22 protein-coding genes are annotated in these 25,768 nt (G+C 60.6%); 9 read left to right on the forward strand and 13 right to left on the reverse strand.

The features are described 5' to 3' along the window. Positions 1 to 158 precede the first annotated feature (158 nt). The gene (gene glpT / locus AC0Z8Z_RS20255; protein WP_172610318.1) at positions 159 to 1,508 is read left to right on the forward strand and encodes a glycerol-3-phosphate transporter; all 1,350 of its coding nucleotides are present in this window, start codon (positions 159 to 161) and stop codon (positions 1,506 to 1,508) included. A 56-nt stretch (positions 1,509 to 1,564) separates the two neighbouring features. Here the strand turns inward: glpT and AC0Z8Z_RS20260 are convergent, their stop codons facing one another. The 7 genes from AC0Z8Z_RS20260 to AC0Z8Z_RS20290 all read right to left on the reverse strand — a co-directional run bounded on the left by AC0Z8Z_RS20260 (position 1,565) and on the right by AC0Z8Z_RS20290 (position 9,654). Beyond that, positions 1,565 to 2,239 carry a gamma-glutamylcyclotransferase gene (locus tag AC0Z8Z_RS20260; protein ID WP_172613006.1) on the reverse strand — a complete coding sequence of 225 codons (675 nt, stop codon included), beginning with the start codon at positions 2,237 to 2,239 and terminating at the stop codon, positions 1,565 to 1,567. 212 nt (positions 2,240 to 2,451) lie between these two features. Further along, the gene (locus AC0Z8Z_RS20265) at positions 2,452 to 3,420 is read right to left on the reverse strand and encodes a CDP-6-deoxy-delta-3,4-glucoseen reductase (RefSeq protein WP_172610315.1); all 969 of its coding nucleotides are present in this window, start codon (positions 3,418 to 3,420) and stop codon (positions 2,452 to 2,454) included. Then, positions 3,420 to 4,886, reverse strand: coding sequence for a 4-hydroxy-3-polyprenylbenzoate decarboxylase (ubiD, locus tag AC0Z8Z_RS20270; RefSeq protein WP_122534102.1), 1,467 nt, complete (start codon positions 4,884 to 4,886; stop codon positions 3,420 to 3,422). Before ubiD ends, AC0Z8Z_RS20265 begins: the two co-directional genes overlap by 1 nt. A gap of 70 nt (positions 4,887 to 4,956) precedes the next feature. Continuing rightward, entirely contained in the window at positions 4,957 to 6,915 is a 1,959-nt protein-coding gene (locus tag AC0Z8Z_RS20275) for an acyltransferase family protein (RefSeq protein WP_485620295.1), read from the reverse strand. 94 nt (positions 6,916 to 7,009) lie between these two features. Next, positions 7,010 to 8,269 carry a transcription termination factor Rho gene (gene rho / locus AC0Z8Z_RS20280; protein ID WP_037016529.1) on the reverse strand — a complete coding sequence of 420 codons (1,260 nt, stop codon included), beginning with the start codon at positions 8,267 to 8,269 and terminating at the stop codon, positions 7,010 to 7,012. A gap of 228 nt (positions 8,270 to 8,497) precedes the next feature. Further along, positions 8,498 to 8,827, reverse strand: a complete 330-nt coding sequence (trxA, locus tag AC0Z8Z_RS20285; RefSeq protein WP_172610313.1) for a thioredoxin TrxA — start codon at positions 8,825 to 8,827, stop codon at positions 8,498 to 8,500. A 122-nt stretch (positions 8,828 to 8,949) separates the two neighbouring features. After that, positions 8,950 to 9,654, reverse strand: coding sequence for a FadR/GntR family transcriptional regulator (locus AC0Z8Z_RS20290; protein ID WP_485620296.1), 705 nt, complete (start codon positions 9,652 to 9,654; stop codon positions 8,950 to 8,952). A 266-nt stretch (positions 9,655 to 9,920) separates the two neighbouring features. On the opposite strand from AC0Z8Z_RS20290, the gene AC0Z8Z_RS20295 reads away from it, so the two are divergent. The 5 genes from AC0Z8Z_RS20295 to ppx all read left to right on the forward strand — a co-directional run bounded on the left by AC0Z8Z_RS20295 (position 9,921) and on the right by ppx (position 14,497). Beyond that, positions 9,921 to 10,706: a transporter substrate-binding domain-containing protein gene (locus AC0Z8Z_RS20295; protein ID WP_485620297.1), complete on the forward strand. Its 786-nt coding sequence runs from the start codon at positions 9,921 to 9,923 to the stop codon at positions 10,704 to 10,706. A 23-nt stretch (positions 10,707 to 10,729) separates the two neighbouring features. Further along, a complete protein-coding gene (locus tag AC0Z8Z_RS20300; RefSeq protein WP_485620298.1) occupies positions 10,730 to 11,395 on the forward strand; it encodes an amino acid ABC transporter permease in 666 nt (221 codons plus the stop codon). Continuing rightward, a complete protein-coding gene (locus tag AC0Z8Z_RS20305) occupies positions 11,392 to 12,042 on the forward strand; it encodes an amino acid ABC transporter permease (protein ID WP_172613005.1) in 651 nt (216 codons plus the stop codon). The genes AC0Z8Z_RS20300 and AC0Z8Z_RS20305 overlap by 4 nt, the downstream gene beginning before the upstream one ends. Further along, on the forward strand, positions 12,029 to 12,763 hold the full coding sequence (locus AC0Z8Z_RS20310; protein ID WP_122534109.1) for an amino acid ABC transporter ATP-binding protein: 735 nt from the start codon (positions 12,029 to 12,031) through the stop codon (positions 12,761 to 12,763). The genes AC0Z8Z_RS20305 and AC0Z8Z_RS20310 overlap by 14 nt, the downstream gene beginning before the upstream one ends. Positions 12,764 to 12,994: 231 nt before the next feature. Then, positions 12,995 to 14,497 carry an exopolyphosphatase gene (gene ppx, locus AC0Z8Z_RS20315; protein ID WP_122623515.1) on the forward strand — a complete coding sequence of 501 codons (1,503 nt, stop codon included), beginning with the start codon at positions 12,995 to 12,997 and terminating at the stop codon, positions 14,495 to 14,497. Here ppx and ppk1 read toward each other — a convergent pair. After that, entirely contained in the window at positions 14,484 to 16,721 is a 2,238-nt protein-coding gene (gene ppk1, locus AC0Z8Z_RS20320; protein WP_485620299.1) for a polyphosphate kinase 1, read from the reverse strand. The genes ppx and ppk1 overlap by 14 nt on opposite strands. Positions 16,722 to 17,238: 517 nt before the next feature. On the opposite strand from ppk1, the gene AC0Z8Z_RS20325 reads away from it, so the two are divergent. Next, positions 17,239 to 17,868, forward strand: a complete 630-nt coding sequence (locus AC0Z8Z_RS20325) for a DedA family protein (RefSeq protein ID WP_240356798.1) — start codon at positions 17,239 to 17,241, stop codon at positions 17,866 to 17,868. A gap of 135 nt (positions 17,869 to 18,003) precedes the next feature. Continuing rightward, entirely contained in the window at positions 18,004 to 18,684 is a 681-nt protein-coding gene (gene elbB, locus AC0Z8Z_RS20330) for an isoprenoid biosynthesis glyoxalase ElbB (RefSeq protein ID WP_485620300.1), read from the forward strand. 50 nt (positions 18,685 to 18,734) lie between these two features. Here the strand turns inward: elbB and AC0Z8Z_RS20335 are convergent, their stop codons facing one another. From AC0Z8Z_RS20335 to AC0Z8Z_RS20350, 4 genes are all read right to left on the reverse strand, one after another. After that, positions 18,735 to 19,217 (reverse strand): YaiI/YqxD family protein, encoded by a 483-nt coding sequence (locus tag AC0Z8Z_RS20335; protein WP_172610306.1) that lies wholly within the window; start codon positions 19,215 to 19,217, stop codon positions 18,735 to 18,737. 26 nt (positions 19,218 to 19,243) lie between these two features. Continuing rightward, entirely contained in the window at positions 19,244 to 21,136 is a 1,893-nt protein-coding gene (locus AC0Z8Z_RS20340; protein ID WP_485620301.1) for an FTR1 family protein, read from the reverse strand. 452 nt (positions 21,137 to 21,588) lie between these two features. After that, the gene (locus AC0Z8Z_RS20345) at positions 21,589 to 22,215 is read right to left on the reverse strand and encodes a LysE family transporter (RefSeq protein ID WP_122534115.1); all 627 of its coding nucleotides are present in this window, start codon (positions 22,213 to 22,215) and stop codon (positions 21,589 to 21,591) included. A gap of 139 nt (positions 22,216 to 22,354) precedes the next feature. After that, positions 22,355 to 24,265 carry an ATP-binding cassette domain-containing protein gene (locus tag AC0Z8Z_RS20350; protein ID WP_272629612.1) on the reverse strand — a complete coding sequence of 637 codons (1,911 nt, stop codon included), beginning with the start codon at positions 24,263 to 24,265 and terminating at the stop codon, positions 22,355 to 22,357. A gap of 46 nt (positions 24,266 to 24,311) precedes the next feature. Between AC0Z8Z_RS20350 and AC0Z8Z_RS20355 the strand changes: the two genes are divergently transcribed. After that, positions 24,312 to 24,779, forward strand: coding sequence for a TIGR02444 family protein (locus tag AC0Z8Z_RS20355; protein WP_485620302.1), 468 nt, complete (start codon positions 24,312 to 24,314; stop codon positions 24,777 to 24,779). Here the strand turns inward: AC0Z8Z_RS20355 and AC0Z8Z_RS20360 are convergent. Next, positions 24,776 to 25,693, reverse strand: a complete 918-nt coding sequence (locus tag AC0Z8Z_RS20360; RefSeq protein WP_485620303.1) for an AlgP family protein — start codon at positions 25,691 to 25,693, stop codon at positions 24,776 to 24,778. The two genes, AC0Z8Z_RS20355 and AC0Z8Z_RS20360, sit on opposite strands and share 4 nt — an antisense overlap. Positions 25,694 to 25,768: the final 75 nt, after the last annotated feature.

A 25,768-nucleotide genomic window follows, 5' to 3' on the forward strand; every position in this document is an offset into this window, starting at 1 on the left:
CCATCGTTGGGCAGCCCTGCACAAACGGGATGTTCGCAAAGGAATTCCCTCTCGGCCCGTGTTTACGCCATTTTTATCCGATGAGAAGCCTTCCTATTTTCTGTAACGAAAATGTAATATTCGGATTCGCATAACAAGAAAATAAATGGAGTGTCCCGATGTTTGCCTTTTTCCGTCCTGCCGCGCATCAGGCTCCGCTGCCTGCGGAGCGTGTCGACTCCACCTACCGCCGCCTTCGCTGGCAGATTTTCGCCGGTATCTTCTTCGGTTACGCCGGCTACTACTTGCTTCGCAAGAATTTCTCGCTGGCCATGCCCTACCTGATCGATGAGGGATACACACGGGGTCAGCTGGGGCTTGCGATCTCGGCGATCGCCATTGCGTACGGGCTGTCGAAATTCCTGATGGGACTGGTGTCGGATCGCTCCAATCCGCGTTACTTCCTGCCATTCGGGCTGTTGATTTCCGCGCTGGTGATGTTCGTGTTCGGATTCGCACCCTGGGCGACGTCCAGCGTGACGATCATGTTCATTCTGCTGTTCATCAACGGATGGGCGCAGGGCATGGGCTGGCCGCCAAGCGGACGCACGATGGTGCACTGGTGGTCGCAGAAGGAACGAGGCGGCGTAGTGTCGGTGTGGAACGTGGCGCACAACGTCGGCGGCGGCTTGATCGGCCCGCTGTTCCTGCTTGGGCTTGGCTGGACCAACGACTGGCACGCAGCGTTTTACGTGCCTGCGGCGGTTGCCCTATTCGTCGCCCTGTTTGCCTTCGTGACCATGCGCGACACCCCGCAATCTGTGGGCTTGCCGCCGGTCGAGGACTACAAGAACGACTACCCGGAAGGCTACGACGCGAGCCACGAAGAGGAATTCACTGCTAAAGAGATCTTCGTCAAATACGTCCTGCGCAACAAAATGCTCTGGTACATCGCGCTGGCCAACGTGTTCGTCTACCTGCTGCGTTATGGCGTGCTGGACTGGGCGCCAACGTACCTGAAAGAAGCCAAACACTTCGACGTCGACAAGACCTCGTGGGCCTACTTCTTCTATGAGTGGGCAGGTATTCCGGGCACGCTGCTGTGCGGCTGGATGTCCGACAAGATCTTCCGTGGCAACCGTGGCCTGACCGGCATCGTGTTCATGGCGATGGTGACCGTCGCGACGCTGGTCTACTGGCTCAACCCGCCAGGCAACCCCACCGTCGACATGATTGCGCTGGTCTCGATCGGCTTCCTGATCTACGGCCCGGTCATGCTGGTCGGCTTGCAGGCGCTTGAGCTGGCTCCGAAGAAAGCCGCTGGCACCGCAGCAGGGTTCACAGGCCTGTTCGGCTATCTCGGTGGCTCGGTCGCCGCCAGCGCGCTGATGGGCTACACGGTTGACCACTTCGGCTGGGACGGCGGCTTCGTGCTTTTGGTGTCCGCTTGCATCCTCGCGATAGCGTTCCTGGTGCCGACGCTGCGCCATACGCGGGTGGCGAGCCAGTCGCGAGAGGAGATGGCTTAAGTCTCAAACGAAATGGCTTGGTCAGTGCGCTGATCAAGCCTTTTTCGGACCAGATGCTATATCGCCAACAACACCGGCCTGCAGCGCTTGAATCGCGCCTCCAGGCTCAGGTCCGGCATGGCGTGGGTGCGCAGCGCGTGGATGGTTTGCTCGACATATTCCCACGTGGTCCCGTACCGCCCGCTGGCATTGGCCAGCACCTGGGTGAGCACGCTGTCTGGCAGGTTGCCGGCGTAACTGGGCAGATGCCGCTCCAGCACAAACCCCAAAGCCTGCACCTTGGTGCCGTCTTCAAGTCGGCAGTTGAGCCAGTGTGGGCGATAGGACGGGAACGGCATTTCTCTCTGCCACAACGCCAGCAGGGACTCGTCGATATTGTCTTCGGGCAAACGGTACGCGAAGCCGCTGCAGGAGCCGCCGCGGTCGAGACCGAAGACCAGCCCTGGCTGCTCGGGCGTGCCCCGGTGTTCGTGGGACCAGAGGTAGAGACCACGGTGATAGCCGTGGACCCGACCGCGCTGACGCTCGACGGCGCTGCACTCGGGCCGCCAGATCAATGATCCGTAAGCGAATAACCAGATTGGGCCGCCCTGGTGACGACTCATCGTGGCGTGGATAGAGGCAAGAAGCTGTTCCCGGGTGAGCTTCGGCCCAAGATCGATGACCGGCGGGTAGGACAACCCCAAGCCGTCATGGACAGCTTCCGCCAGGATATTGATTTGATTACCCATCTGGTTCCCCCCACCGGCAAGGCTGACGCCGGTGCAACGCTGAACACTCATGAAACGGGTCTGGCAACAACGAATGAACAATCAGACGGCATCGCAGGCAGTGTGACGTTGTGACTCGGTCTCCGGCGCGTGGGTCACGCCGGAGAAACCGTTATCTGACAAACAGTCATGCAATACGCTGTCCACATCCTGCGTCAACGAGTGGCTGCGCTTCAGGGTCTCGGCGCATAAGCGAAGACATCGGCACGCATTTGATGCGCGTCCATGCCCGCCAGCACCAGCGCATCCAGGGTCGAATAGACCATCGCCGGTGAACCGCTGGCGTACACATAAAGGGACTTCAGATCGCTGAAGTCCTCGCAGACCGCCTCGTGCAGCATGCCGCAGCGCCCTTCCCAACCGCACAGGTCACTGACAACTTTGTGCAGGAACAGGTTGGGCAGCGTCTGCCATTCATCCCAGTGCTTGAGCTGGTAAAAATCTTCCGGACGGCGCATTCCCCAATACACATGTACCGGATACGGAAAGCCTTTGGAGCGGCAATGCTCGATCAGGCTGTGCATCTGCCCCATACCGGTGCCTGCCGCGATCAATACCAGCGGACCATCGGGCAATTCGCCCAGGTGAGTATCACCGAAGGGCAGGTCAACCCGCGCCATGCCATCGCGCTGCAGCTGCTTGATCAGATTTTGCGCACTCGCCTCACGGGCAAGCACGTGAAATTCCAGATCTCGCCCGCTCTCCGGCGCTGAGGCCATTGAAAATGCGGATTTCTCGCCGTCGTCCCGATGGATCATCAGGTACTGGCCGGCGTGATAACGCGGCGGCTTGCCTGCAGGCGCTCTGAGCATGACGCGCCAGACATCGCCGCCCACTTCCACACACTCGCTGACCTGGCAAGCAAACGTGCGCACCGGTAGCTCACCGAGCGCCAGAACGCTGTCCCACAGCACGACGCAGTCTTCCTGCGGCACCGCCAGGCACGTATAGATTTCGCCGTGGTTGCGGATCTCTCCAGCCTGCTCGACGCTGCCTTCAACTAGCAGCGCGGAACAGATGTGACAATTGCCGTTGCGACAGCTCTGAGGGCATTCGTAGCCCAGACGTTGAGCGGCGTCGAGGATCCGCTCGCCTGGCAATGTCTCGATGACCGCGCCCGATGGCTGCAAGGTTACACGCATCAATCAATTCCCAGCTGAGTCCAGATTTCATCGATCCGGCGGGTCACCGCTTCGTCCTTGACGATAGCGCGACCCCATTCACGGGTGGTTTCGCCCGGCCACTTATGGGTGGCATCGAGCCCCATTTTCGAGCCGAGACCTGAGACCGGCGAGGCGAAATCGAGGTAGTCGATTGGCGTGTTGTCGATCATCACCGTGTCGCGCTTGGGATCCATGCGCGTGGTGATCGCCCAGATGACGTCATTCCAGTCACGGGCATTGATGTCGTCATCGGTAACGATAACGAACTTGGTGTACATGAACTGTCGCAAAAACGACCAGACGCCCAACATCACGCGCTTCGCATGGCCGGGGTACTGCTTCTTGATCGTCACGACCGCCATGCGGTATGAGCAACCCTCGGGCGGCAGGTAGAAGTCGACGATCTCCGGGAACTGCTTCTGCAGGATCGGCACGAACACTTCATTCAGCGCGACGCCCAAAATCGCGGGCTCGTCAGGCGGCCGGCCTGTGTAGGTGCTGTGGTAAATCGGCTTGATGCGATGGGTGATCCGTTCGACCGTGAAGACCGGGAAGCTGTCGACCTCGTTGTAATAGCCGGTGTGATCGCCGTACGGGCCTTCATCGGCCATTTCGCCGGGATGAATCACGCCCTCGAGGACGATCTCTGCACTGGCCGGGACCTGGAGGTCGTTGCCACGGCACTTGATCAGCTCGGTACGGTTGCCACGCAGCAGGCCGGCGAATGCGTACTCGGAGAGGCTGTCAGGCACTGGCGTAACGGCGCCGAGAATGGTGGCCGGGTCAGCGCCCAACGCCACGGACACCGGAAATGGCTGACCCGGGTGCTTGTCGCACCAGTCCTTGAAATCCAGCGCGCCGCCACGATGGCTGAGCCAGCGCATGATCACCTTGTTGCGGCCGATTACCTGCTGGCGGTAGATGCCCAGATTCTGCCGTTCTTTATTGGGCCCGCGAGTGACCGTCAGGCCCCACGTGATCAGCGGGCCGACATCGCCGGGCCAGCAGGTCTGCACCGGCAGCATGCCAAGGTCGACGTCGTCGCCCTCGATTACGATTTCCTGACACGGGGCATCCTTGACGACTTTCGGCGCCATGGCGATGACTTTTCTGAAGATAGGCAGCTTGGACCAAGCGTCTTTCAAGCCCTTGGGTGGCTCGGGCTCTTTGAGGAACGCCAGCAGCTTGCCGATTTCCCGTAGTTCGGACACCGATTCGGCACCCATGCCCATGGCGACGCGCTCGGGTGTGCCGAACAGATTGCCAAGCACCGGAATGTCGAAACCCGTCGGCTTTTCGAACAGCAGTGCCGGCCCCTTGGCGCGCAGGGTCCGGTCGCAGATTTCGGTCATTTCCAGTACAGGGGAAATGGGTACCTGAATGCGTTTCAACTCTCCGCGCTGCTCAAGCTGCTGCACGAAATCCCGTAGATCCTTGAATTTCATTAACCCGGCCACTCACCAAATAGATGCACATCCTACCTGCTCTGACCGCAGACGGCAGCTTGTGTCCCACTCAAATGCGCGGTGTTGCGCGGAATACCGGTGTGAACAGCGGCTGCATCTTCTCGCCGCCCAGATCGGACAGGTGATCTTCGTCCTTGTACAGAGAATGCCCGTCGACTTCGGCACGGCAAAGGCCGCCCTCACACAGCAGCGGTTTTGGATCAATCAGGTGAACGCCCGGATCCGCTTCGCTAAGGGTGGCAAACAGCTGATTGATGAACGCTTGCCGCGCATCGAGCTCCGCTGCCGGCCGTCCAACCTGTGCAGCGGAAAGCCCAACCCGCGCCAGACTGCTCAATCTTTCGATGGATCCCTTGCGCTGCTGCGGCACCTCCTTGAACAGCCATACCTGCGCGCCGGCAGCCCGCAATTCAGCGATCTGCGCTTTCAAAGCATCGGCGAAATACGCTTCGTTTCGGGGAATGGATTCGTGTTTCAGCAGCACGTTGCTCTTGTTGCCGTCTTCCAGGCCGTAGATATACAAACTCCAGCGTGCGGCCAGCGTCACGTCAGGGATTTTCTGTGCTCGAACGCGCTCGACGTTCAGGACGTTGAAGTCCTGACAACGTTTGCTTGTTGCAGTGCTGACAAGCGGCGCGCATCCGCTCATGCTCGCCAGCCAGACAGGCGTGCGAGCTTGCTCGGCCGCGCTTCTGACCCCAGGCCACAAGGCCGCTGCATGACTGTCGCCCCAGATCAGATGGGACGGCGCGGCGTCCGCGCTGCCCCCCGCTTGACAGAGCTTGTCCAGGTCTTTGCTTTTCTTCGATCCCAGCAGGAAGCAGTCCATCTGCCCGGCGCCCCACTCCCGCGACTGCGCATACGTAAGCGCCTGACCCGACAGGCGTTGCGGCACACCTTCATTGGAGCGCACCGCCTGCCCCATCAGCGCCAGCACAGCCAGGGTCAGCAGGCCGCCAATCAGTATCGGCTTGCGGCCGGCCAATACGCGGCGCTCACGGAATGGGAGCTCGACGAACCGCCAGCTCAGCCAGGCAAGCACAGCCGCCAGCAGGATCCAGCCGATCGCTTCCAGATCGGAAATACCGTCGGCGGAAATGGCGTTGGCGTAGACATGAATAGGCCAGTGCCACAGGTACAGCGAGTAGGAAATAAGCCCGATCGCCACCAACGGTTTGATACTCAGGAAGCGCCCTACCCATGACGCGGGATGACCGTTGGCCCAGATCATCGCGGTCGTGCCCAGCACCGGCAGCAGCGCCGCCCAGCCGGGGAATTGAGTGGTTTTGTCAAAGCTCAGCATCGCCAGCACCACTGCAGCAAAACCGCTCAGGCTGATCGCTTGATAAAGCCAGCTCGGCAGCCGGTCTTTGGGCGTCGGCGCGACGGCCAGCATCGCCCCGCACAGCAGCTCCCATGCACGCATCGGCAGCAGAAAGAACGCGGCTTCGGGTTTGTGCTTCATCGCCCAGATGTTCAGCCCGAACGACAGCACCAGCAAGCCAAGCAGCAACCAGCGCCAATGCCGTACGTACCGCGTCGCCAGAACCATCAGCAATGGAAAGAAAATGTAGTACTGCTCTTCCACCGCCAGCGACCAGGTGTGAAGGAGTGGTTTGAAGTCTGAAGCGGAATCGAAGTAGCCGTCCTGGCGCATGAACAACAGGTTGGACATGAACATCGACTGATAGCGCACTTCCCGGCCCAGCTCGGCGTAGTCCTTGGGCGTCAGCAATATCCAGCCAAACGCCAGCGTGGCCAGCACGACAACGGTGACGGCAGGGACGATACGCCGCGCTCGACGGGCCCAGAAGTCGACGAAGCTGAAGCGTCCTGCGCTGATCTCGCGGAAGATGATGGACGTGATCAGGAAGCCGGAGATGACGAAAAACACGTCGACGCCGACGAACCCACCGTTCAGGCCAAGACCGAAGTGAAACAACAGCACCGGGACCACGGCCAAGGCTCGCAGCCCATCGATATCACGGCGATTGCCAAACGTGTGCATGACGCTCCTTGTCTACGGGAGAGATCTAGGAAAAAGGTCAAAAAAAATGGTGCCCAAAAGGACACCATCTTTCTACATTCGGTTCAGCGCGGTGTTACTTGCGCTTCATCGACAGGAAGAACTCATCGTTGGTCTTGGTCTGTTTCAGCTTGTCGATCAAGAACTCGATGGCTGCGACTTCATCCATGGGATGCAGCAGCTTGCGCAGAATCCACATGCGCTGCAGCTCGTCGTCGGCCGTCAGCAACTCTTCGCGGCGTGTGCCGGAGCGGTTGATGTTGATGGCCGGGAAGACGCGCTTTTCTGCGATCTTGCGATCCAGAGGCAGCTCCATGTTGCCGGTGCCTTTGAATTCTTCGTAGATCACTTCGTCCATCTTCGAGCCGGTTTCAACCAGCGCGGTGGCGATGATGGTCAGCGAGCCGCCTTCTTCGATGTTACGTGCCGCACCGAAGAAACGCTTTGGCTTCTCAAGGGCGTGTGCATCGACACCACCGGTCAGGACCTTGCCGGAGCTCGGAATGACAGTGTTGTAGGCGCGAGCCAGACGGGTGATGGAGTCGAGCAGGATGACCACGTCTTTCTTGTGCTCGACCAGGCGCTTGGCCTTTTCGATCACCATTTCGGCGACCTGCACGTGACGGGTCGGTGGCTCGTCGAAGGTGGACGCAACCACTTCGCCGCGCACGGTGCGCTGCATTTCGGTCACTTCTTCCGGACGCTCATCGATCAACAGAACGATCAAATGGACTTCAGGGTTGTTGCGCGTGATGTTCGACGCGATGTTCTGCAGCATGATGGTCTTGCCCGCTTTTGGCGGAGCAACGATCAAACCGCGCTGACCTTTACCGATCGGGGCACACAGATCGATGACGCGACCGGTGAGGTCTTCCGTGGAACCGTTACCGGCTTCCATCTTCATGCGAATGGTCGGGAACAGCGGCGTCAGGTTTTCGAACAGGATCTTGTTCTTCGCGTTTTCCGGACGGTCGAAGTTGATGGTGTCGACCTTGAGCAGTGCGAAGTAACGCTCGCCTTCCTTCGGCGGACGGATCTTGCCGACAATGGTGTCGCCCGTACGCAGGTTGAAGCGGCGGATCTGGCTGGGCGAGACGTAAATGTCGTCTGGGCCGGCGAGGTAAGAGGCGTCTGCAGAACGAAGGAAGCCGAAGCCATCCTGGAGGATCTCCAGCACGCCGTCACCCGAGATTTCCTCGCCGCTTTTCGCGTGCTTCTTCAGCAGGGAGAAAATCACGTCCTGCTTGCGCGAACGGGCCATATTTTCTATGCCCATCTGTTCGGCCATTTCGAGCAGATCGGTAATAGGCTTTTGCTTGAGTTCAGTCAGGTTCATATAGGAATGACGTAATCATGTATGGAGGGGGAAATTAAGCTTTTGGCTTAATGAGGCCGCGCCGCAGAGAAGGCGACAGGATCGCGTGCAAATCGAAAGGAGACGGTCGGCGACGGCTAGCAGGGGGCAACGGAGAAGCCGTTGCGGGGCCGAATGTACCACTTGATTTTCTAAGCGTCTAGTACGACGCCAGAAAAAAACCCCGCGATTTGCGGGGCTTTAACGTCATCAGATATTGGCGTCGAGGAACGCCTGCAACTGTGACTTGGACAATGCGCCGACCTTGGTCGCCGCAACTTGACCGTCCTTGAACAGCATCAGCGTCGGGATACCACGAACGCCGTGCTTGCTTGGGGTTTCCTGGTTGTCATCGATGTTGAGCTTGGCAATGGTCAGCTTGCCTTCGTAGGTAGTAGCGATGTCGTCCAGAACCGGAGCAATCATCTTGCACGGGCCACACCATTCAGCCCAGTAATCGACCAGTACAGGGCCGCTGGCCTTCAGGACATCGGCTTCGAAGCTCGCGTCGCTGACGTGTTTGATCAGGTCGTTACTCATGAGATTTCTCCGAGGTCATAGGCAAAAAACGTGGGCCATCATAACTGTGTCGCGCGGTGACAGGAAGCCGAGGTTGATTGTCTCTCGCTATGACTCGACAGGGTTGCCTCAATCGACGGTATTCAGCCTGAGGGAGCGACGAACACGATGCCGGTGCGTAACGCCGCGCCCCGAATGTGCTCTTGCATGGCCTTCTGAGCCGGGCCAGACGCGTTTCGCGCCAGCGCCCGCAGGATCTTGCGGTGCTCCTGCCAAGTCTCCATCGCCCTGCCCGCCCGAATAAAAGGAAGCTTCTGGCTCTCCAGAAAAATGTCGGCGCTGGCGGTGATGATCCCCAGAATGGCCTGATTGCCACTGGCGACGAGGATGCGCCGGTGGAAATCAAAGTCCAGCCGGGCCGCGCAGTCAAAATCCCCTGCCTTGAGTTCAAGGCGCATGGCCTCGACGTTGTCTTCCAACACATCGCGCTCGTCGGCGGTCAGCGTGACCGCTGCAAGCCCGGCGGCAAACCCTTCCAGCGCATAGCGCAACTGGAAAGTCTCTGCGGGCGAGGCGTGCGCTGCATACGGCCAGGAAAATCCACTCGTGCTCCGTTGTGGTTCAGAAACCGCCTGCACGAAAACACCTTTGCCGGGCTGAACACTGACCAGCCCCAAAGCGCTCAGTGACGACAACGCCTCACGCAACGAAGCGCGACTGACGCCCAGACGAATTGCCAGATCCCGCTGGGATGGCAGGCTATCGCCGGGGACATAGCCTTGCTCGGCGATCAATTTGCGGATCGCCTGGAAGGCGGCTTCAGGCACTGCTACAGGGCTCGGATGCATGGCGATCAACGTGCGTAAACCGTGGGTAAAACCCCTTGTATCGCCCCCGGAGGCATCCGGCAAGTGACGCCCAAGCGAGGGGCGCCGGGCCTTTCAGGCGCGCCAAAGCGGGGCGCCCTTCGCACTCACTGTTCAGACCAGTTAGACCGGATCGTGCATGCGGCCCGCATTCCATGGTCGCGAGCGAGCGGCTGGCATGGGCTGTGCACTGGTGCTTGGCCATCATTTGGGCTTTGCCTACACACTGATCGATTCGGAGACACCCCATGACCCAGCGTTACAGCGCCCTGCTCGCCGCCCTGTTTGCCAGCCTCATGCTCGGCCAGGCTCCCGCCCACGCTACCGGCCTGGATGATGTAACCGCCCGCGGCACGTTGAAAGTCGCCGTTCCGCAAGACTTCCCTCCCTTTGGCTCGGTCGGCCCCGACATGAAACCGCGCGGTCTGGACATCGACACCGCACAACTCATCGCCAATCAGTTGAAGGTCAAGCTTGAGCTGACGCCGGTCAACAGCACCAACCGCATCCCGTATCTGACCACTGGCAAGGTTGACCTGGTGATTTCCAGCCTCGGTAAAAACCCGGATCGCGAAAAGGTCATCGACTTCTCCCGCGCCTACGCACCGTTCTACCTCGCTGTGTTCGGGCCGCCGGAAGACGCGATCAAAACCGTGGACGACCTGAAGGGCAAAACCATCAGCGTGACCCGCGGCGCCATCGAGGACATCGAGCTGACCGCCGTCGCTCCGAAGGAAGTCACGATCAAACGCTTCGAAGACAACAACTCGACCATCGCGGCCTACCTGGCCAAGCAGACCGATCTGATCGCCAGCGGCAACGTGGTCATGGTCGCCATCAGCGAGAAGAACCCCAAGCGCATCCCTGAACTGAAAGTGAAGCTCAAGGACTCGCCGGTCTACGTAGGTGTGAACAAAGGTCAACCCGAGTTGCTCGCCAAAGTGAACGAGATTCTCGAAGCGGCGAAACAAGACGGCTCGCTGGAAAAGAACGCGCAGACCTGGCTCAAGCAGCCATTGCCTGCCGACCTCTGATCATCGACTGCCGAGGCGCATAAATGGCTTATCAGTTCGACTTCATTCCGGTCCTGCAAAACACTGACCTGCTCCTGCGCGGCGCGCTGTTCACGCTGGAACTGACCGCCATCGGCACCCTGCTCGGCGTCAGTCTCGGCATTGTCGGGGCGGTGGTCAGAGCATGGAAAATCCAGCCGTTCTCGGCCGTTTTCGGTGTCTACGTCGAGCTGATCCGCAATACGCCGTTTCTGGTGCAGCTGTTTTTCATTTTCTTCGGGCTGCCGTCCCTGGGGCTGCAGATATCCGAGTGGCAGGCTGCGGTGCTGGCGATGGTCATCAACCTCGGCGCCTATTCGACGGAGATCATCCGCGCAGGTGTGCAGGCCATTCCGAGCGGCCAGATCGAAGCGTCGGCCGCGCTGGCAATGACGCGCTTCGAGACGTTTCGCCATGTCGTGTTGGTCCCGGCGCTGGGTAAGGTCTGGCCGGCGCTGAGCAGCCAGATCATCATCGTGATGCTGGGCTCGGCCGTCTGTTCGCAGATCGCCACCGAGGAGCTGAGCTTTGCCGCGAACTTCATTCAGTCGCGCAATTTCCGCGCGTTTGAGACGTACATCATCACCACGCTGATCTACCTGTGCATGGCGCTGCTGGTGCGTCAGTTGCTGGCGTGGATCGGCCGACGCTACATCGCGAGGAGCCGCTGATGGATTTCACCCTATGGGACGTCGTGCGCAATTTGCTGACCGGGCTGCAATGGACGCTGGCATTGTCGCTGGTGGCGTTCATCGGCGGCGGCGTGATCGGGTTGCTGGTGATGACCCTGCGCATCTCCGAAAAAGCGGCCCCGCGCAGGCTGGCACGCTGCTACATCGAGCTGTTTCAAGGCACGCCGCTGTTGATGCAGCTGTTTCTGGTGTTCTTCGGCGTGGCGCTGATGGGCATAGACATTTCACCCTGGCTCGCGGCGGCGCTGGCGTTGACATTGTTCACCAGCGCCTATCTGGCTGAAATCTGGCGGGGGTGCGTGGAGTCGATCTCCAACGGCCAGTGGGAAGCTTCCGCCAGCCTGGCGCTGACACCTTTCGAGCAACTGCGTTATGTGATTCTGCCGCAGGCGTTGCGCATCGCGGTGGCGCCGACAGTGGGGTTCTCGGTGCAGGTGGTCAAAGGCACAGCGGTGACTTCGATCATCGGCTTTACCGAGCTGACCAAAACCGGCGGCATGCTCGCCAATGCCACGTTCCAGCCCTTCATGGTCTACGGCTTCGTCGCCCTGGGCTACTTCCTGCTTTGCTATCCGTTGTCGCTCAGCGCGCGCTACCTGGAAAGGAGACTTCATGCCTCTGCTTAGAATTTCCGCCCTGCACAAGTACTACGGCGACCACCACGTGCTCAAGGGTATCGATCTCAGCGTCGAGGAAGGCCAGGTCGTGGCGATCATCGGGCGCAGCGGTTCCGGCAAAAGCACGCTGCTACGCACGCTCAACGGACTGGAGTCGATCAATGACGGCGTGATCGAGGTCGACGGCGAATACCTCGACGCCGCGCGGGCTGATCTGCGCAGCCTGAGACAGAAAGTCGGCATGGTCTTCCAGCAATTCAACCTGTTTCCGCACCTGACCGTGGGCGAGAACGTGATGCTCGCGCCACAGGTGGTGAAGAAGGTCTCCAAAGCTGAAGCGACCAGGCTGGCAAAGGAAATGCTGAATCGCGTTGGCCTGGGCGAGAAATTCGACGCGTTTCCGGACCGGTTGTCTGGCGGTCAGCAACAGCGCGTGGCGATTGCCCGTGCGCTGGCGATGTCGCCCAAGGTGCTGCTGTGCGACGAGATCACCTCGGCACTCGACCCGGAGCTGGTCAACGAAGTCCTCGCCGTCGTTCGCGAGCTGGCCAAAGACGGCATGACGCTGATCATGGTGACCCACGAAATGCGCTTCGCCCGCGAAGTGGGCGACAAGCTGGTGTTCATGCATCAGGGCAAGGTGCATGAAGTGGGCGACCCGAAAGAATTAATGGCCAACCCGAAGACGCCCGAGTTGGCGAATTTTATTGGCTCAGTCGAGCAGGCTTGAGCCCGGGTGCAGGACCGGCTTTAGCTCAAATTGTAGGACTAGCTTTAGCCGGGAAAGCGTCAGTTGCCATGCCGCAAATTGATGTTGCACCCACCGGCCTCTTCCCGGCTGAAGCCGGTCCCACCAAACAGCGATGCTCGTGCCGCAAATGCATCCGCGAGGCGTTGCCGGTTTGGCGACGGGGATGGATCGTGGCACGATGTCGGGGTTATCGACCGAGACCTTTTGACCATGCCGCTATCCACAGCCAAAAAACTCTCGCTGATCGCCGCGATCGACCTGGGCTCCAACAGCTTCCACATGGTTGTCGCCAAAGCCAATGAGGGCGAAATTCGCATCCTTGAGCGGCTCGGTGAGAAAGTGCAGCTGGCCGCGGGGATCGATGACGACCGCCGCCTCAGCGAAGAATCCATGCAGCGCGGGCTCGACTGCCTCAAGCGTTTCGCCCAGCTGATCAACGGTATGCCGCCCGGCGCCGTGCGCATCGTTGGCACCAACGCCTTGCGCGAGGCCCGCAACCGCAACGAATTCATCCACCGCGCCGAAGAAATCCTCGGCCATCCGGTCGAGGTCATCTCCGGCCGTGAAGAAGCGCGCCTGATCTACCTCGGCGTCTCCCACACCCTGGCCGACACGCCCGGCAAACGCCTGGTCGCCGACATCGGCGGCGGCAGCACCGAGTTCATCATCGGCCAGCGCTTTGAACCGCTGCTGCGCGAAAGCCTGCAGATGGGCTGCGTCAGCTTCACTCAGCGTTATTTCAAGGACGGCAAGATCACACCCGCGCGCTACGCTCAGGCCTACACCGCCGCGCGGTTGGAGATCATGAGCATCGAGCACGCGCTGCATCGTCTGACATGGGATGAGGCCATCGGCTCGTCCGGCACTATTCGCGCCATCGGCCTGGCGCTGAAGGCGGGCGGCCACGGCAATGGCGAGGTCAACGCCGAAGGCCTGGCCTGGCTCAAGCGCAAGCTAATGAAGCTGGGAGAAGTGGACAAGATCGATTTCGAAGGCCTCAAGCCTGATCGTCGGGCGATCTTCCCGGCGGGGCTGGCGATTCTCGAAGCCATCTTCGATGCCCTCGACCTCAAGCGCATGGACCATTGCGAAGGCGCACTGCGTGAAGGCGTGCTCTACGACCTGCTCGGCCGTCATCATCACGAAGACGTGCGCGAACGCACCCTCAGCTCGCTGATGGAGCGCTACCACGTCGATCTCGAACAAGCCGCCCGTGTCGAGCGCAAAGCGCTGTCGGCGCTGGAGCAAGTGGCGAAGGCGTGGGAGCTTGAGGATAATTCGTATCGCGAGTTACTGAGCTGGGCCGCCAAAGTGCATGAAGTGGGTCTGGACATCGCCCACTACCACTACCACAAGCATGGCGCGTACCTGATCGAGCACTCGGACCTGGCCGGCTTTTCCCGCGAGGACCAGCAAATGCTTGGCCTGCTCGTGCGCGGTCACCGCCGTAATATTCCGAAGGACAAATTTGCCGAATTCGGCAACGAAGGCGTGAAGCTGATTCGTCTGTGCGTGCTGCTGCGTTTCGCGATCCTGTTTCACCACATTCGCGGCACCCAGGAGATGCCGCAGCCTGTGCTGACCGCCAACGATAACCACCTGGACATCGTGTTCCCGGATGGCTGGCTGGAAAACAACCAGCTGACTCAGGCCGACTTCGCGCTCGAAGCGGAGTGGCTGACCCGAGTCGGCATCATCCTCAACGTACGCTGAGGACCGGATTGCTGAGCTTCTCAAGCAGACTCGCCTGCACATTGCGGGCGTTCTGGTTGCCGGTCGGGGTGCTGCGAATGTAGCGCCCGTCCGGCTGCAGCAGCCAGCTATGGGTGTTGTCGGTCAGGTACCCTTCCAGCTCTTTCTTCACACGCAAGATCAGCTTCTTGCCTTCCACCGGGAAGCAGGTCTCGACGCGCTTATCGAGGTTGCGCTCCATCCAGTCGGCGCTCGACAGGAACATCTGCTCGTCGCCGCCATTGAGGAAGTAAAAGACCCGCGTGTGCTCAAGGAAGCGCCCGATGATCGAGCGCACCTGAATGTTGTGGGACACGCCCGGCACGCCAGGACGCAGGCAGCACATGCCGCGCACGACGAGGTCGATCTTGACCCCGGTCTGACTGGCCTTGTACAGCGCGCGAATGATCTTCGGGTCGGTCAGCGAGTTGAACTTGGCGATGATGTGCGCAGGCTTGCCCTCGGACGCCAACTGCGTCTCCCGGCCAATCATGTCCAGCATGCCTTTCTTCAGGGTGAACGGCGCGTGCAGCAGCTTCTTCATCCGCAGCGTCTTACCCATGCCGATCAACTGGCTGAACAGCTTGCCAACGTCTTCACACAGCGCATCGTCCGAGGTCAGCAGGCTGTAGTCGGTATAGAGACGCGCGTTGCCGGCGTGATAGTTGCCGGTGCCCAAATGCGCGTAGCGGACGATCTCGCCGGCCTCACGGCGCAGGATCAGCATCATCTTGGCGTGGGTCTTGTAACCGACCACACCGTAGATCACGACTGCACCCGCCGCTTGCAGGCGGCTCGCCAGTTGCAGGTTCGACTCTTCGTCAAAACGCGCACGCAGCTCAATAACGGCGGTGACTTCTTTGCCGTTGCGCGCGGCATCGACCAGCGCATCGACGATTTCCGAATTGGCGCCGCTGCGATACAGCGTCTGCCGCACGGCCAGCACGTGAGGGTCCTTTGCCGCCTGGCGCAGCAGGTCGACGACCGGCGTGAAGGACTCGAACGGGTGCAGCAGCAGAATGTCCTGCTTGCTGATGACGTTGAAAATGTTTTCGCTGTTCTGCAGCAGCTTTGGAATCGCCGGGGTAAACGGCATGTACTGCAGCTCGGGGTGACTGTCCAGGCCAGTGATGCTGAACAACCGCGTCAGGTTCACCGGGCCATTGACCTGATACAGCTCGGTCTCGCTCAGGTTGAACTGTTTGAGCAGGTAGTCCGACAGCAGTTTCGGGCAGGTGTCTGCCACTTCCAGACGCACCGCATCGCCGTAGCGACGGGAGAACAGCTCGCCACGCAGCGCGCGGGCAAGGTCTTCCACGTCTTCGGAATCGAGGGCCAGGTCAGCGTTCCGGGTCAGACGGAACTGGTAGCAGCCCTTGACCTTCATGCCCTGGAACAGGTCATCGGCATGGGCGTGAATCATCGACGACAGGAACACATAGTTATCGCCCGTGCCGCCCACGTCTTCCGGCACCTTGATGATGCGCGGCAACAGGCGCGGTGCCGGGATGATCGCCAGACCGGAATCGCGACCGAAGGCATCGATGCCCTCCAGCTCAACGATGAAGTTCAGCGACTTGTTCACCAGCAGCGGGAACGGGTGCGTCGGGTCCAGACCGATCGGCGTGATGATCGGCGCGATCTCGTCACGGAAATAACGGCGCACCCAGGCCTTGATCTTGGCATTCCAGTTGCGACGCCGGATGAAGCGCACTTGATGCTTTTCCAGCTCGGGCAACAAGATGTCGTTGAGAATGGCGTACTGGCGATCCACATGGCCGTGAACCAGTTCGCTGATGCGCGCCAGCGCCTGATGAGGCTGCAGGCCGTCAGCGCCAGCCTGTTCGCGGGCGAAGGTGATTTGCTTTTTGAGGCCGGCGACGCGGATTTCGAAGAATTCGTCGAGGTTGCTGGAGAAGATCAGCAGGAACTTGAGCCGCTCGAGCAGAGGGTAGGACTCGTCCAGCGCCTGTTCCAACACGCGGATGTTGAACTGCAGCTGCGACAGCTCCCGATGGATGTAGAGACTGCTGTCATCCAGATTGGGCACCGCGATGATATGCGGAGCTGGATGAGGCGGTTCCAGCGCGGGGACCACTTCAATGGTCGGCTCGACCACGGCAGTGACCTCTTGGTTGACGGGCGGCTGGTTGACAGGCTGAGGGTCAAGCTCGACTGCGGCTTCGGTAGATCCTTCGGTGCTCATGAATAATCCTGTAAGGCAATTGGCCTTGTAACAGTTGGGCCGCGCATACGGCCGATGTCGGAATGCCGCTTGCGCCACAACAGTGGTGACGTACAGCGTGGGGCAACGGTCACGCCCAAGGCGTGGCGGTTCTGAAGATGTTTGCAGCCTGACTCGATGTCGTGCGGCGGGGCGACCGGCGTCAGGCTCGATGCTGTGAGCGGTTTGACTCTCCACGCTACGAATTTCTCCGTACGGTGCAAGCCCTGACCTGCAAACATTCGGGTGGTGCCAGGTGGAGGGCAATGTGCAAGGAGGGGCTCCGAGCCCATCCAGACGGGCAAGCGTGACATTTATAAGTGGCGATTATGACGCTTGCGTGACAAGCGTAATTGCGACGTAACGTGTGAGACACAAACCTGCTCTTCGCGCGAACAATCGCTCCCGAACGTAGGAAACTTTAACGCGGTGACACATTGCATACTTTCCTGAATGCCTTGGGCGCGTTAGGCTGCGCGTTCATTTCGCCAGCACCCAAATGATGCTCCAGCATTTTTTACAAGAATTTGGCTACTTCGCCCTTTTCCTCGGGACCTTTTTTGAAGGCGAGACCATTTTGGTGCTTGCCGGCTTTCTTGCGTTCCGCGGATACATGGATATCAATCTGGTCGTGGTGGTTGCCTTCTTCGGCAGCTACGCCGGCGACCAGCTCTGGTATTTCATGGGGCGCAAGCATGGCCGCAAGCTTCTGGCGCGCAAGCCTCGCTGGCAGTTGATGGGCGATCGCGCGCTGGAGCATATCCGCCGCCACCCCGACATCTGGGTGCTGAGCTTCCGCTTTGTTTACGGCTTGCGCACGGTTATGCCGGTCGCCATCGGCCTGTCCGGCTATCCGCCGGGGCGCTACCTGTTGCTCAACGGCATCGGCGCAGCGGTATGGGCAGCAGCGTTGGGCGCAGCGGCGTACAAGTTCGGCTCCGTGCTCGAAGGCCTGCTGGGCAACGTCAAGAAATACGAGCTTTGGGTCTTGGGCGCATTGCTGGTGATCGGTGTGCTGCTGTGGATTCGCCGCCGCATCAAAAATGCGCGCATCGCCCGGGAAGAGAAGCTGGCCGTTGCGGCCAATGCCGAAGCCAAGGTAGAAGCCAGAAACACCCCTGATGAGTAAATCCTCGGCGCAGGCCGATGAATCCGGAGACATTCGCTGACGGCGTTGTCTTAGGTTCATGGCTTGCGACAATCAGCGCAATGCTGACCTGCGTAACCGGCAAATGGCCGGAGCGCCCGAAGGAGGAACACGCGAATGACCAAAACAGTGGCCGTTATTCTTTCTGGCTGTGGCGTTTACGACGGCGCGGAAATCCACGAAAGCGTGCTCACGCTGCTGCGCCTTGATCAGCGCGGCGCAGTCGTAAAGTGCTTTGCACCCAATATTCCCCAGCACCACGTCATCAATCATCTGACCGGCGAAGAGATGCCCGAATCGCGCAACGTGCTGGTCGAATCAGCCCGCATCGCCCGCGGCGCCATTGAAGACCTCCGCGAAGCCGACGTCACTGAATTCGACGCATTGATCATCCCCGGCGGCTTCGGTGCCGCGAAAAACCTGTCGAACTTCTCCACCCAAGGCGCTGGCTGCAAGGTCCAGGCTGAAGTGCTGGCAATGGCCGAAGCGTTTGCGGCAGCCGGCAAACCCATCGGGCTCATCTGCGTATCGCCTGCGCTGGCCGCCAAAATCTACGGCCCCGGCGTCACCTGCACGATCGGCAACGATGCCGATACCGCTGCAGCGATCAACCGCATGGGCGGCACTCACCAAGAGTGCGAGGTGACGGAAATCGTTGAAGACAAGGACCGCAAGTTGGTGAGCACGCCCGCTTACATGGTCGCCACGTCCATCGGCGAAGCAGCGTCCGGAATCAACAAGCTGGTGGATCGGGTCCTGGAGCTGGTACAGGAAAATGATGACCGTCTCGCCGACTGATCTTTTAAAGCGGGGCGGGTGACACATCCACTGCCCACCCTGACTCGGCCCTAATGGCTCTCGCCTGCTGGCGGCGCGGGATACTCGCGGGCCAGCCGCGTCAGGATCCGGTCCAGGCAATTGGCGAAGGCCTGTTTCTCCCGCTCGCCATAGGCGCCCTGCCCGCCGCTCGCCTGGCCTTGCTCGCGCAGATCTGTGAAGAGATTACGCATCGCCAGGCGCTGACCCATGTTCTGCGCATCGAACTCCTTGCCCCGGGGATCGAGCGCCGCAACGCCCTTCTTGACCAGCCGATCAGCCAAGGGCACATCGCTGCAGATCACCAGCTCGCCCGGCACGGCATGCTCCACCAGATAATCGTCAGCCGCATCCGGCCCGCTGGGCACTACGATCAACTTCACCAGGGTCAGGCTCGGCTTGATCTGACTCTGCCCCGCCACCAGCACCACTTCAAACTTGCGCTTGAGGGCGAACTTGATGACCAGGTCCTTCGCGGCCTTGGGGCAGGCGTCGGCATCGATCCAGACGCGCATAAGCGACTCCAATTCCAGAAATGAATTTATGCAGCAGCCGCTCGGCGCTTCTCAGCTATCCGGCTGCGGCCATACAGCACCACAATCGCCAACAACGCTATGGCTTGCGCACCGAGCGAATAGGCGTCGGCGTGGATCCCAAGCCAGTCGAAATCGAAGAACGGTACCGGACGCGTTCCGAAAATCCCGGCTTCCTGCAGCGCCTTGACGCCATGGCCGGCGAACACCACCGACAGCGCGCACAGCAGCGCAGCATTGATGCCGAAGAACAGCGTCAGCGGCAGCTTCGCCGAACCCCGCAAGATCACCCACGCCAAGCCGACAAGCAGCACCAGCGCCGTGGCGCCTCCCGCCAAGACGGCGTTGTGGCCGGCGGGGCCTGCCTGCAGCCACAGGGTCTCGTAGAACAGAATGACTTCGAACAGCTCGCGATAGACCGAGAAGAACGCCAGCACCGCAAAACCAAAACGGCCACCGCCGCCTACCAGGCTGCTCTTGATGTAATCCTGCCAAGCGGCGGCATGACGTCGGTCGTGCATCCACACGCCCAGCCACAGCACCATGACGCTGGCGAACAGCGCGGTGGCGCCCTCCAATAGCTCGCGCTGCGAACCGCTGACATCGATCACGTACGCTGCCAGCGCCCAGGTGCCCAGGCCCGCCAGCAACGCCAGCCCCCAACCAATGTTGACGCTGCGCACCGCCGATTGCTGACCGGTGTTGCGCAGGAACGCGAGAATGGCGGCGAGCACGAGAATCGCTTCCAGCCCTTCGCGCAGCAGGATCAGCAAACCGGAGATGAAGCTCAATGTGGTGCTCAGGCCATCGCTGCCAAGCAAATCGGCCGATTCCTTGAGCTTGACCTTGGCATCATCGAGCTTCTGCGCCGCTTGTGCTGCGGGCAGGCCGTCCTGCAACGACTGCCGATAGGCCATGAGCGCTTTTTCTGTGTCCTTGCGCACGGTGGCGTCGACGTTGTCCAGCGAGCTTTCGACCAGCTCGAAGCCCTCCAGATACGCTGCGACGGACAGGTCATACGCCTGCTCGCGATCGCCGGCCTGGTACGCGGCGAGACTCTTGTCCAGAGTTGCGCTGGTGTAGTCGAGCAGCTGCGCCGGGCCGCGTTGAACCTGCGGCGGCTGCGCGCGCTGGGCACGGAAGCTGGCAGCGGCTTGCGGCCCTTCGCTGGCGCTGACTTCTGCCGGTGTCTGCCGCGCCAGATCAGCGAGGTTGTAGGGCTTGTCCTGCTTCGCAGCAGAATCCGCGCTGAAGCCTGCGATGTAAGTGGCGAGGTCCCAACGCTGGCGGTCATCCAATTGGTCCGCGAAGGCTGGCATTTCAGTGCCTTCAAGGCCCAGACCGAGGGTGTTGTAGATGTCGTAGAGACTCAGGCGGTCGAGCCGCACCGCGTCACGGAGGTTCGAGGGCGGCGGCAAAAGGCCTATCCCGGCGGGACCGTCGCCTGCGCCCGCATCGCCATGGCACACCGAACAATACTGCGCATACAAGGGTGCGCCACGGGCGGGATCCGGGGTAATCACTGGGGCCTGACTGACTTCGTACGCCACTGCCAGCTTTGCGCCGAGCTGACGCGCCTGACGGGACACTTGAGCGCCGTCCTGCTTCTGGTTGACCGCATTCATCAGCGCTGTGAGGCCCTGCTCCAGCGCTGCCCACTCTGGCTTGGCGGGTAACGCGGCGATCGTGCCCTGCAGCGCCGCGAGAGATTCCAGCTGCTCGCGGTATCCGGCGTCATCCACGACCTTGCCGTCCGCGATCGTCGCCGGGTAGTCCGCTCCGACGTAATCGAGTAAATGCAACGCCTGAGCCGCGTCCTCGGCAGGCGCTGCGCAGGCACTGGCGCTGAACAGGCTCAACAGCACGAGGCTCAGGCAGGTCAAAAAGCGGGAGCGGAACATGAGGGTGGATCTCAATCAGGAATGCGACGGGTTGCCATTGTTCATGTTAGGCGCTGAGGACTCAAGCGCTGAGTTGATGGCTATGACTCAACTGTGGGACTGGCTTCAGCCGGGAACACGTCAGGTGTCACACCGCAAAAATGAGGGTGCTGCCAATGGCCTCTTCCCGGCTAAAGCCGGTCCCACAGAAAGCACCGCGCTTCGTTAGTAGGACTGGCTTCAGCCGGGAAGACGTCAGGTGTCACACTGCAAAAATAGGGCGCTGCCGATGGCCTCTTCCCGGCTGAAGCCGGTCCTACTGACAGCACGTATTCCTCCAGGGGGACCGGCTTCAGCCGAAAAGACGTCAGGTGTCACACTGCAAAAATAGGGCGCTGCCGATGGCCCCTTCCCGGCTGAAGCCGGTCCCACTGAGACATCGTGTGCATCCAGTGGGACCGGCTTTCGCCGACTCAAGCCCTATGCAAGGTGGCGAGGAAGGCCGCGGCGCTGACGAACAATCCGGCGAAGGTGCGGTTCATTCGACGCTGCTGTTTGGGGGTTTTGAGGGCGCGGAGCACTTTCGAAGCAAGCCCGGTGTAGCCCGCCATGACGATCAGATCCACGCAGACCATGGTCGAGGCGATGATCAGGTATTGCGGCAGCAGCGGCAGATGCGTGTCGATGAACTGCGGCAGGATCGCCAGGATGAACACCAGCGCCTTGGGGTTACTGATGTTCACCAGAAAGCCGCGGGCCATGAGCACAAGCGGCTTGCCCACCGGCCGGACAGCTGACTCATCCGCCAGATCGCTAGGCAGCGCACGCCACTGTTTGATGCCCAGATAGACCAGGTAGGCAACGCCGAACCATTTAATCAGGGTGAACGCCAGCGCCGAAGTGGCCAGAACCGCGCCAAGCCCTACGGCGACCACAGCGATCTGCACGACAAGGGCGATCTGCAGGCCCAGCGCGTTCCAGTAGCCACGCCAGAACCCGTATTGCAGACCGCTGGACATCGAGGCAATAGCGCCCGCGCCCGGAGACAGGCTGATAACCCAGCAAGCGGCGAAGAACCCCAACCATGTTTCGAGCGACATCACACACCTCAGGCAACGAAATCTACGCTTAACCTAGTGTTTCCGGGCCCTTGAAGGCCAGTTATTTCTGACTGTTGCGGCGACTTGCCAGACAGCTGTAACGGTCGCCTGCGGTAGACGGCTAACGCAGGCGACGCTGTCAGGACAACGCTTCCAGCTCGGCTTGCATCGACTCCAGCAACTCCAGCGCCTCCATCCAGGCTTCTTCGAGTTCGGCCTCACGGGATTTGAGCTTCGCCTGATCGGCCAGCAGGTCGCGCAATTTGTCTTTGTTGGCCGCTTCGTAGATACCGCTGTCGCCCAAGGCCACTTCTATCTTCGCCAGCTTCTCGTGCAGCGTACCAAGCTCTTTTTCAAGCTTGTCGGCTTCGCGTTTGTGTGGCGCGAGTTGCTGGCGCAGTGCGGCAGCCTGCTGACGCTGGGCCTTCTTGTCGGTCTTGTCGACATTGACCGGTGTATTACTGGCCGGCGCATTGCGCAGGCGGTAGTCCACCAGCCATCGCGCATAGTCATCCAGATCGCCATCGAACTCCTGAACCAGGCCATCGGCGACGAGAAGAAAGTTGTCAGTCGTGCTCTTGAGCAAATGCCGATCGTGTGAGACCACCAGCACCGCGCCACTGAACTCCTGAAGCGCCATGGTCAGGGCCAGGCGCATTTCCAGATCCAGGTGGTTGGTCGGTTCGTCGAGCAGCAGCAGGTTGGGTTTGTCCCATGCAATCAGGGCCAGCGCCAGCCGCGCTTTCTCGCCACCGGAGAAATTCAGCACCGGCTCGTCGAGGCGCGCACCGCGGAAATCGAAACCGCCGAGGAAATCCCGCAAGGCCTGTTCGCGCTCGGTGGGCGCGATACGCTGAAGGTGCAGCAGCGGACTGGCCTTGGCGTCCAGGGAATCGAGCTGATGCTGCGCGAAGTAACCGACCACCGTGTTTTCGCCGCGCACCATACGCCCGCTCAGCGGTTCGAGTTCGCCCGCGAGGTTTTTGATCAGCGTGGACTTACCGGCACCGTTCGGGCCCAGCAAGCCGATGCGTGCACCCGGCGTCAGTTGCAGCTTCACCTTTTGCAAAATGGCTTTGTCGCCATAACCCAGTCGTGCGTCAGATAAATCCATCAGCGGGCTGGAGATCTTGGTCGATTCACGGAAGGTGAAGTCGAATGGAGAATCGACGTGGGCCGCCGACAGCTCTTCCATTCGCTCAAGCGCCTTGATCCGGCTCTGGGCCTGTTTGGCCTTGGTGGCCTGGGCCTTGAAGCGCGTGATGAATTTCTCCATGTGCGCGCGCTGGGCCTGTTGTTTGTCGTAGGCCTGCTGTTGCTGGGCCAGGCGTTCGGCACGAGCGCGTTCGAAAGCGCTGTAACCGCCGCGATAAAGCGTGATCTTTTTCTGCTCGACGTGGGCAACGTGATCGACCACCGCATCCAGAAAATCGCGGTCGTGGGAAATCAGCAGCAGCGTGCCCTGGTAACTCTTGAGCCAGTCTTCGAGCCAGAGAATGGCATCGAGGTCCAAGTGGTTGGTCGGTTCATCGAGCAGCAGCAGGTCCGAAGGACACATCAACGCCTGCGCCAGGTTGAGACGCATCCGCCAGCCACCGGAGAAATCGCTGACCTGGCGCTCCATCTGCTCGTTGGTAAAGCCCAGACCTGCCAGTAACTTGCGCGCCCGCGCATCGGCGGTGTAGCCGTCGGCGCTGTCGAGCTCCGAATGCAGACGCGCCTGCGCGGCGCCGTCCTGGGCGGCCTCGGCAGCGGCGAGGTCATGCTGCACCTGACGCAGGCGCAGATCGCCGTCAAGAACGTAGTCCACTGCCAGACGATCGAGGGTATCGACCTCCTGACGCATGTGGGCGATGCGCCAATCGGCGGGCAGCAGGCAATCGCCATTGTCGGGGGTCAACTCACCCCGAAGCAGCGCAAAGAGGCTGGATTTACCGGCGCCGTTGGCGCCGATCAGGCCGGCTTTCTGGCCGGCGTGCAGGGTCAGCTCGGCGTCTTCTAGCAGACGTTGCGGACCACGCTGTAAGGTAAGGCTTTGAAGTCTGATCATAATGGCGGCGGAGTCTACCAGCTTCGCCCAAAACAGGTAGATGACGATGCTTTCGGACCTATGGAGTTTCACCCTCGATTTCTATGCGCGCCCAGGCGTCGAGCAGGCGTGCCTGAACCTGCAAGCCAATGGCGCCAATGTCTGCGCGCTGCTGTGCGGGGTCTGGATGGACCGGCGTGGTGTGCAGTTCGACCCGGAGCGGGCAAGACAAATCGGACAATTGGCCGATCCGTGGCACGAGAAGGTGGTGGGGCCATTGAGGGATGTTCGGACTCGCTGGAAGGCCGACGCGATTGAAGACGAAGAACTGAAGGCGTTACGCGACAGACTGAAAACCCTGGAGCTCGATGCCGAGCGTGAGCTGCTGGTGCGTTTGCAACGGCTGACCAAAGACTGGCCTGAGCGAGATGCTCAACCTACGGGCGTGTGGCTGGAAGCGCTGGCGGGAGGTGCTGCTCAAGCCAGTCCCGACGCGTTGCAGATTCTGCTTCGCGCCGGGACCGATATCGCTTAGGACGCGCTGTTCGAGGTCGAATCAGCAGCTGGCGCGGCCGGAGCGGCTGGCGCAGCGGAGGCTGCCGGAGCGACAGACGTGGCGGCTGGCTTTGCCGCAGGCTTGGCTGCGACTGGCTTGGCGGCAGCAGGTTTCGATGCAGCTGGCTTGACGGCAGGCTTGGCGGCTATTTTGCTCGCGGCCGGCTTGGCGGCGGCAGTGGCGCCTGGTTTTGCCGCAGGCGCTTTAGCTGGAGCAGGTTTGGCAGTGGCTTTCACGGCAACCGGTTTGGCAGCGGTGCTCTTGGCTACAGGCTTGGCGGCCGATTTCGCGGCAACAGCCGTTTTCGCCGCCGGCTTGCTCGCAGCTGGCTTGGCGGCCACGGTTTTCGCAGTCACTTTAGCAACGGTTTTCTCAGCGACGGCTTTGACCGCAGTTCTAGCAGCAGGCTTTGCCGGGGCGGCTTTAACCGCAGGTTTTGCAGGCGATTTTACAGCGACAGGCTTGGCGTCTGCTTGAACCGGAGGTTTTGCAGCGCGATCGTTCAGCGCTTTGCCAACGGCTTCCTTCACGCGGCCAATGCCTTGGGCCAGCTTCAGGCTTTCCTGAGCATCACGCTTGAGGTTGAGGATGTAGCTGCGGGTTTCGGTCTGACGATCTTTCAAAGCGTCGAGCAGCGATTCGAGCTCGGCCACGCTGTCTTTGGCCTTGCGTTGGGCCTTGGCTTTACCGGCGGCGGCAGCGTCCTGCAATTTGGTGCGCGACTTGTGCAGTTTTTCCTGCGCCTTGCCACGTTGTTTCTCGAGTTTGGCGAGCAGTTTTTCAGCGTCTGCCAATGCTTGAGAGCAGGCGTCTTCGAGATGTTCGAGCAGGCTGCTCGAAAGCTGTTGAAGCAAATGCAACGGAGTGTTTACTGGCTTCTTGGTGGCCGACATGACTTACCTCCTGGCTGATTTGAGTGCGGCCATACTAGACCTCCGCCCGCACCGCCGCTAGGGCATCTTGACACT

The sequence above is a fragment of the Pseudomonas sp. 1L-C-7-B-C1 genome, assembly GCF_057291635.1.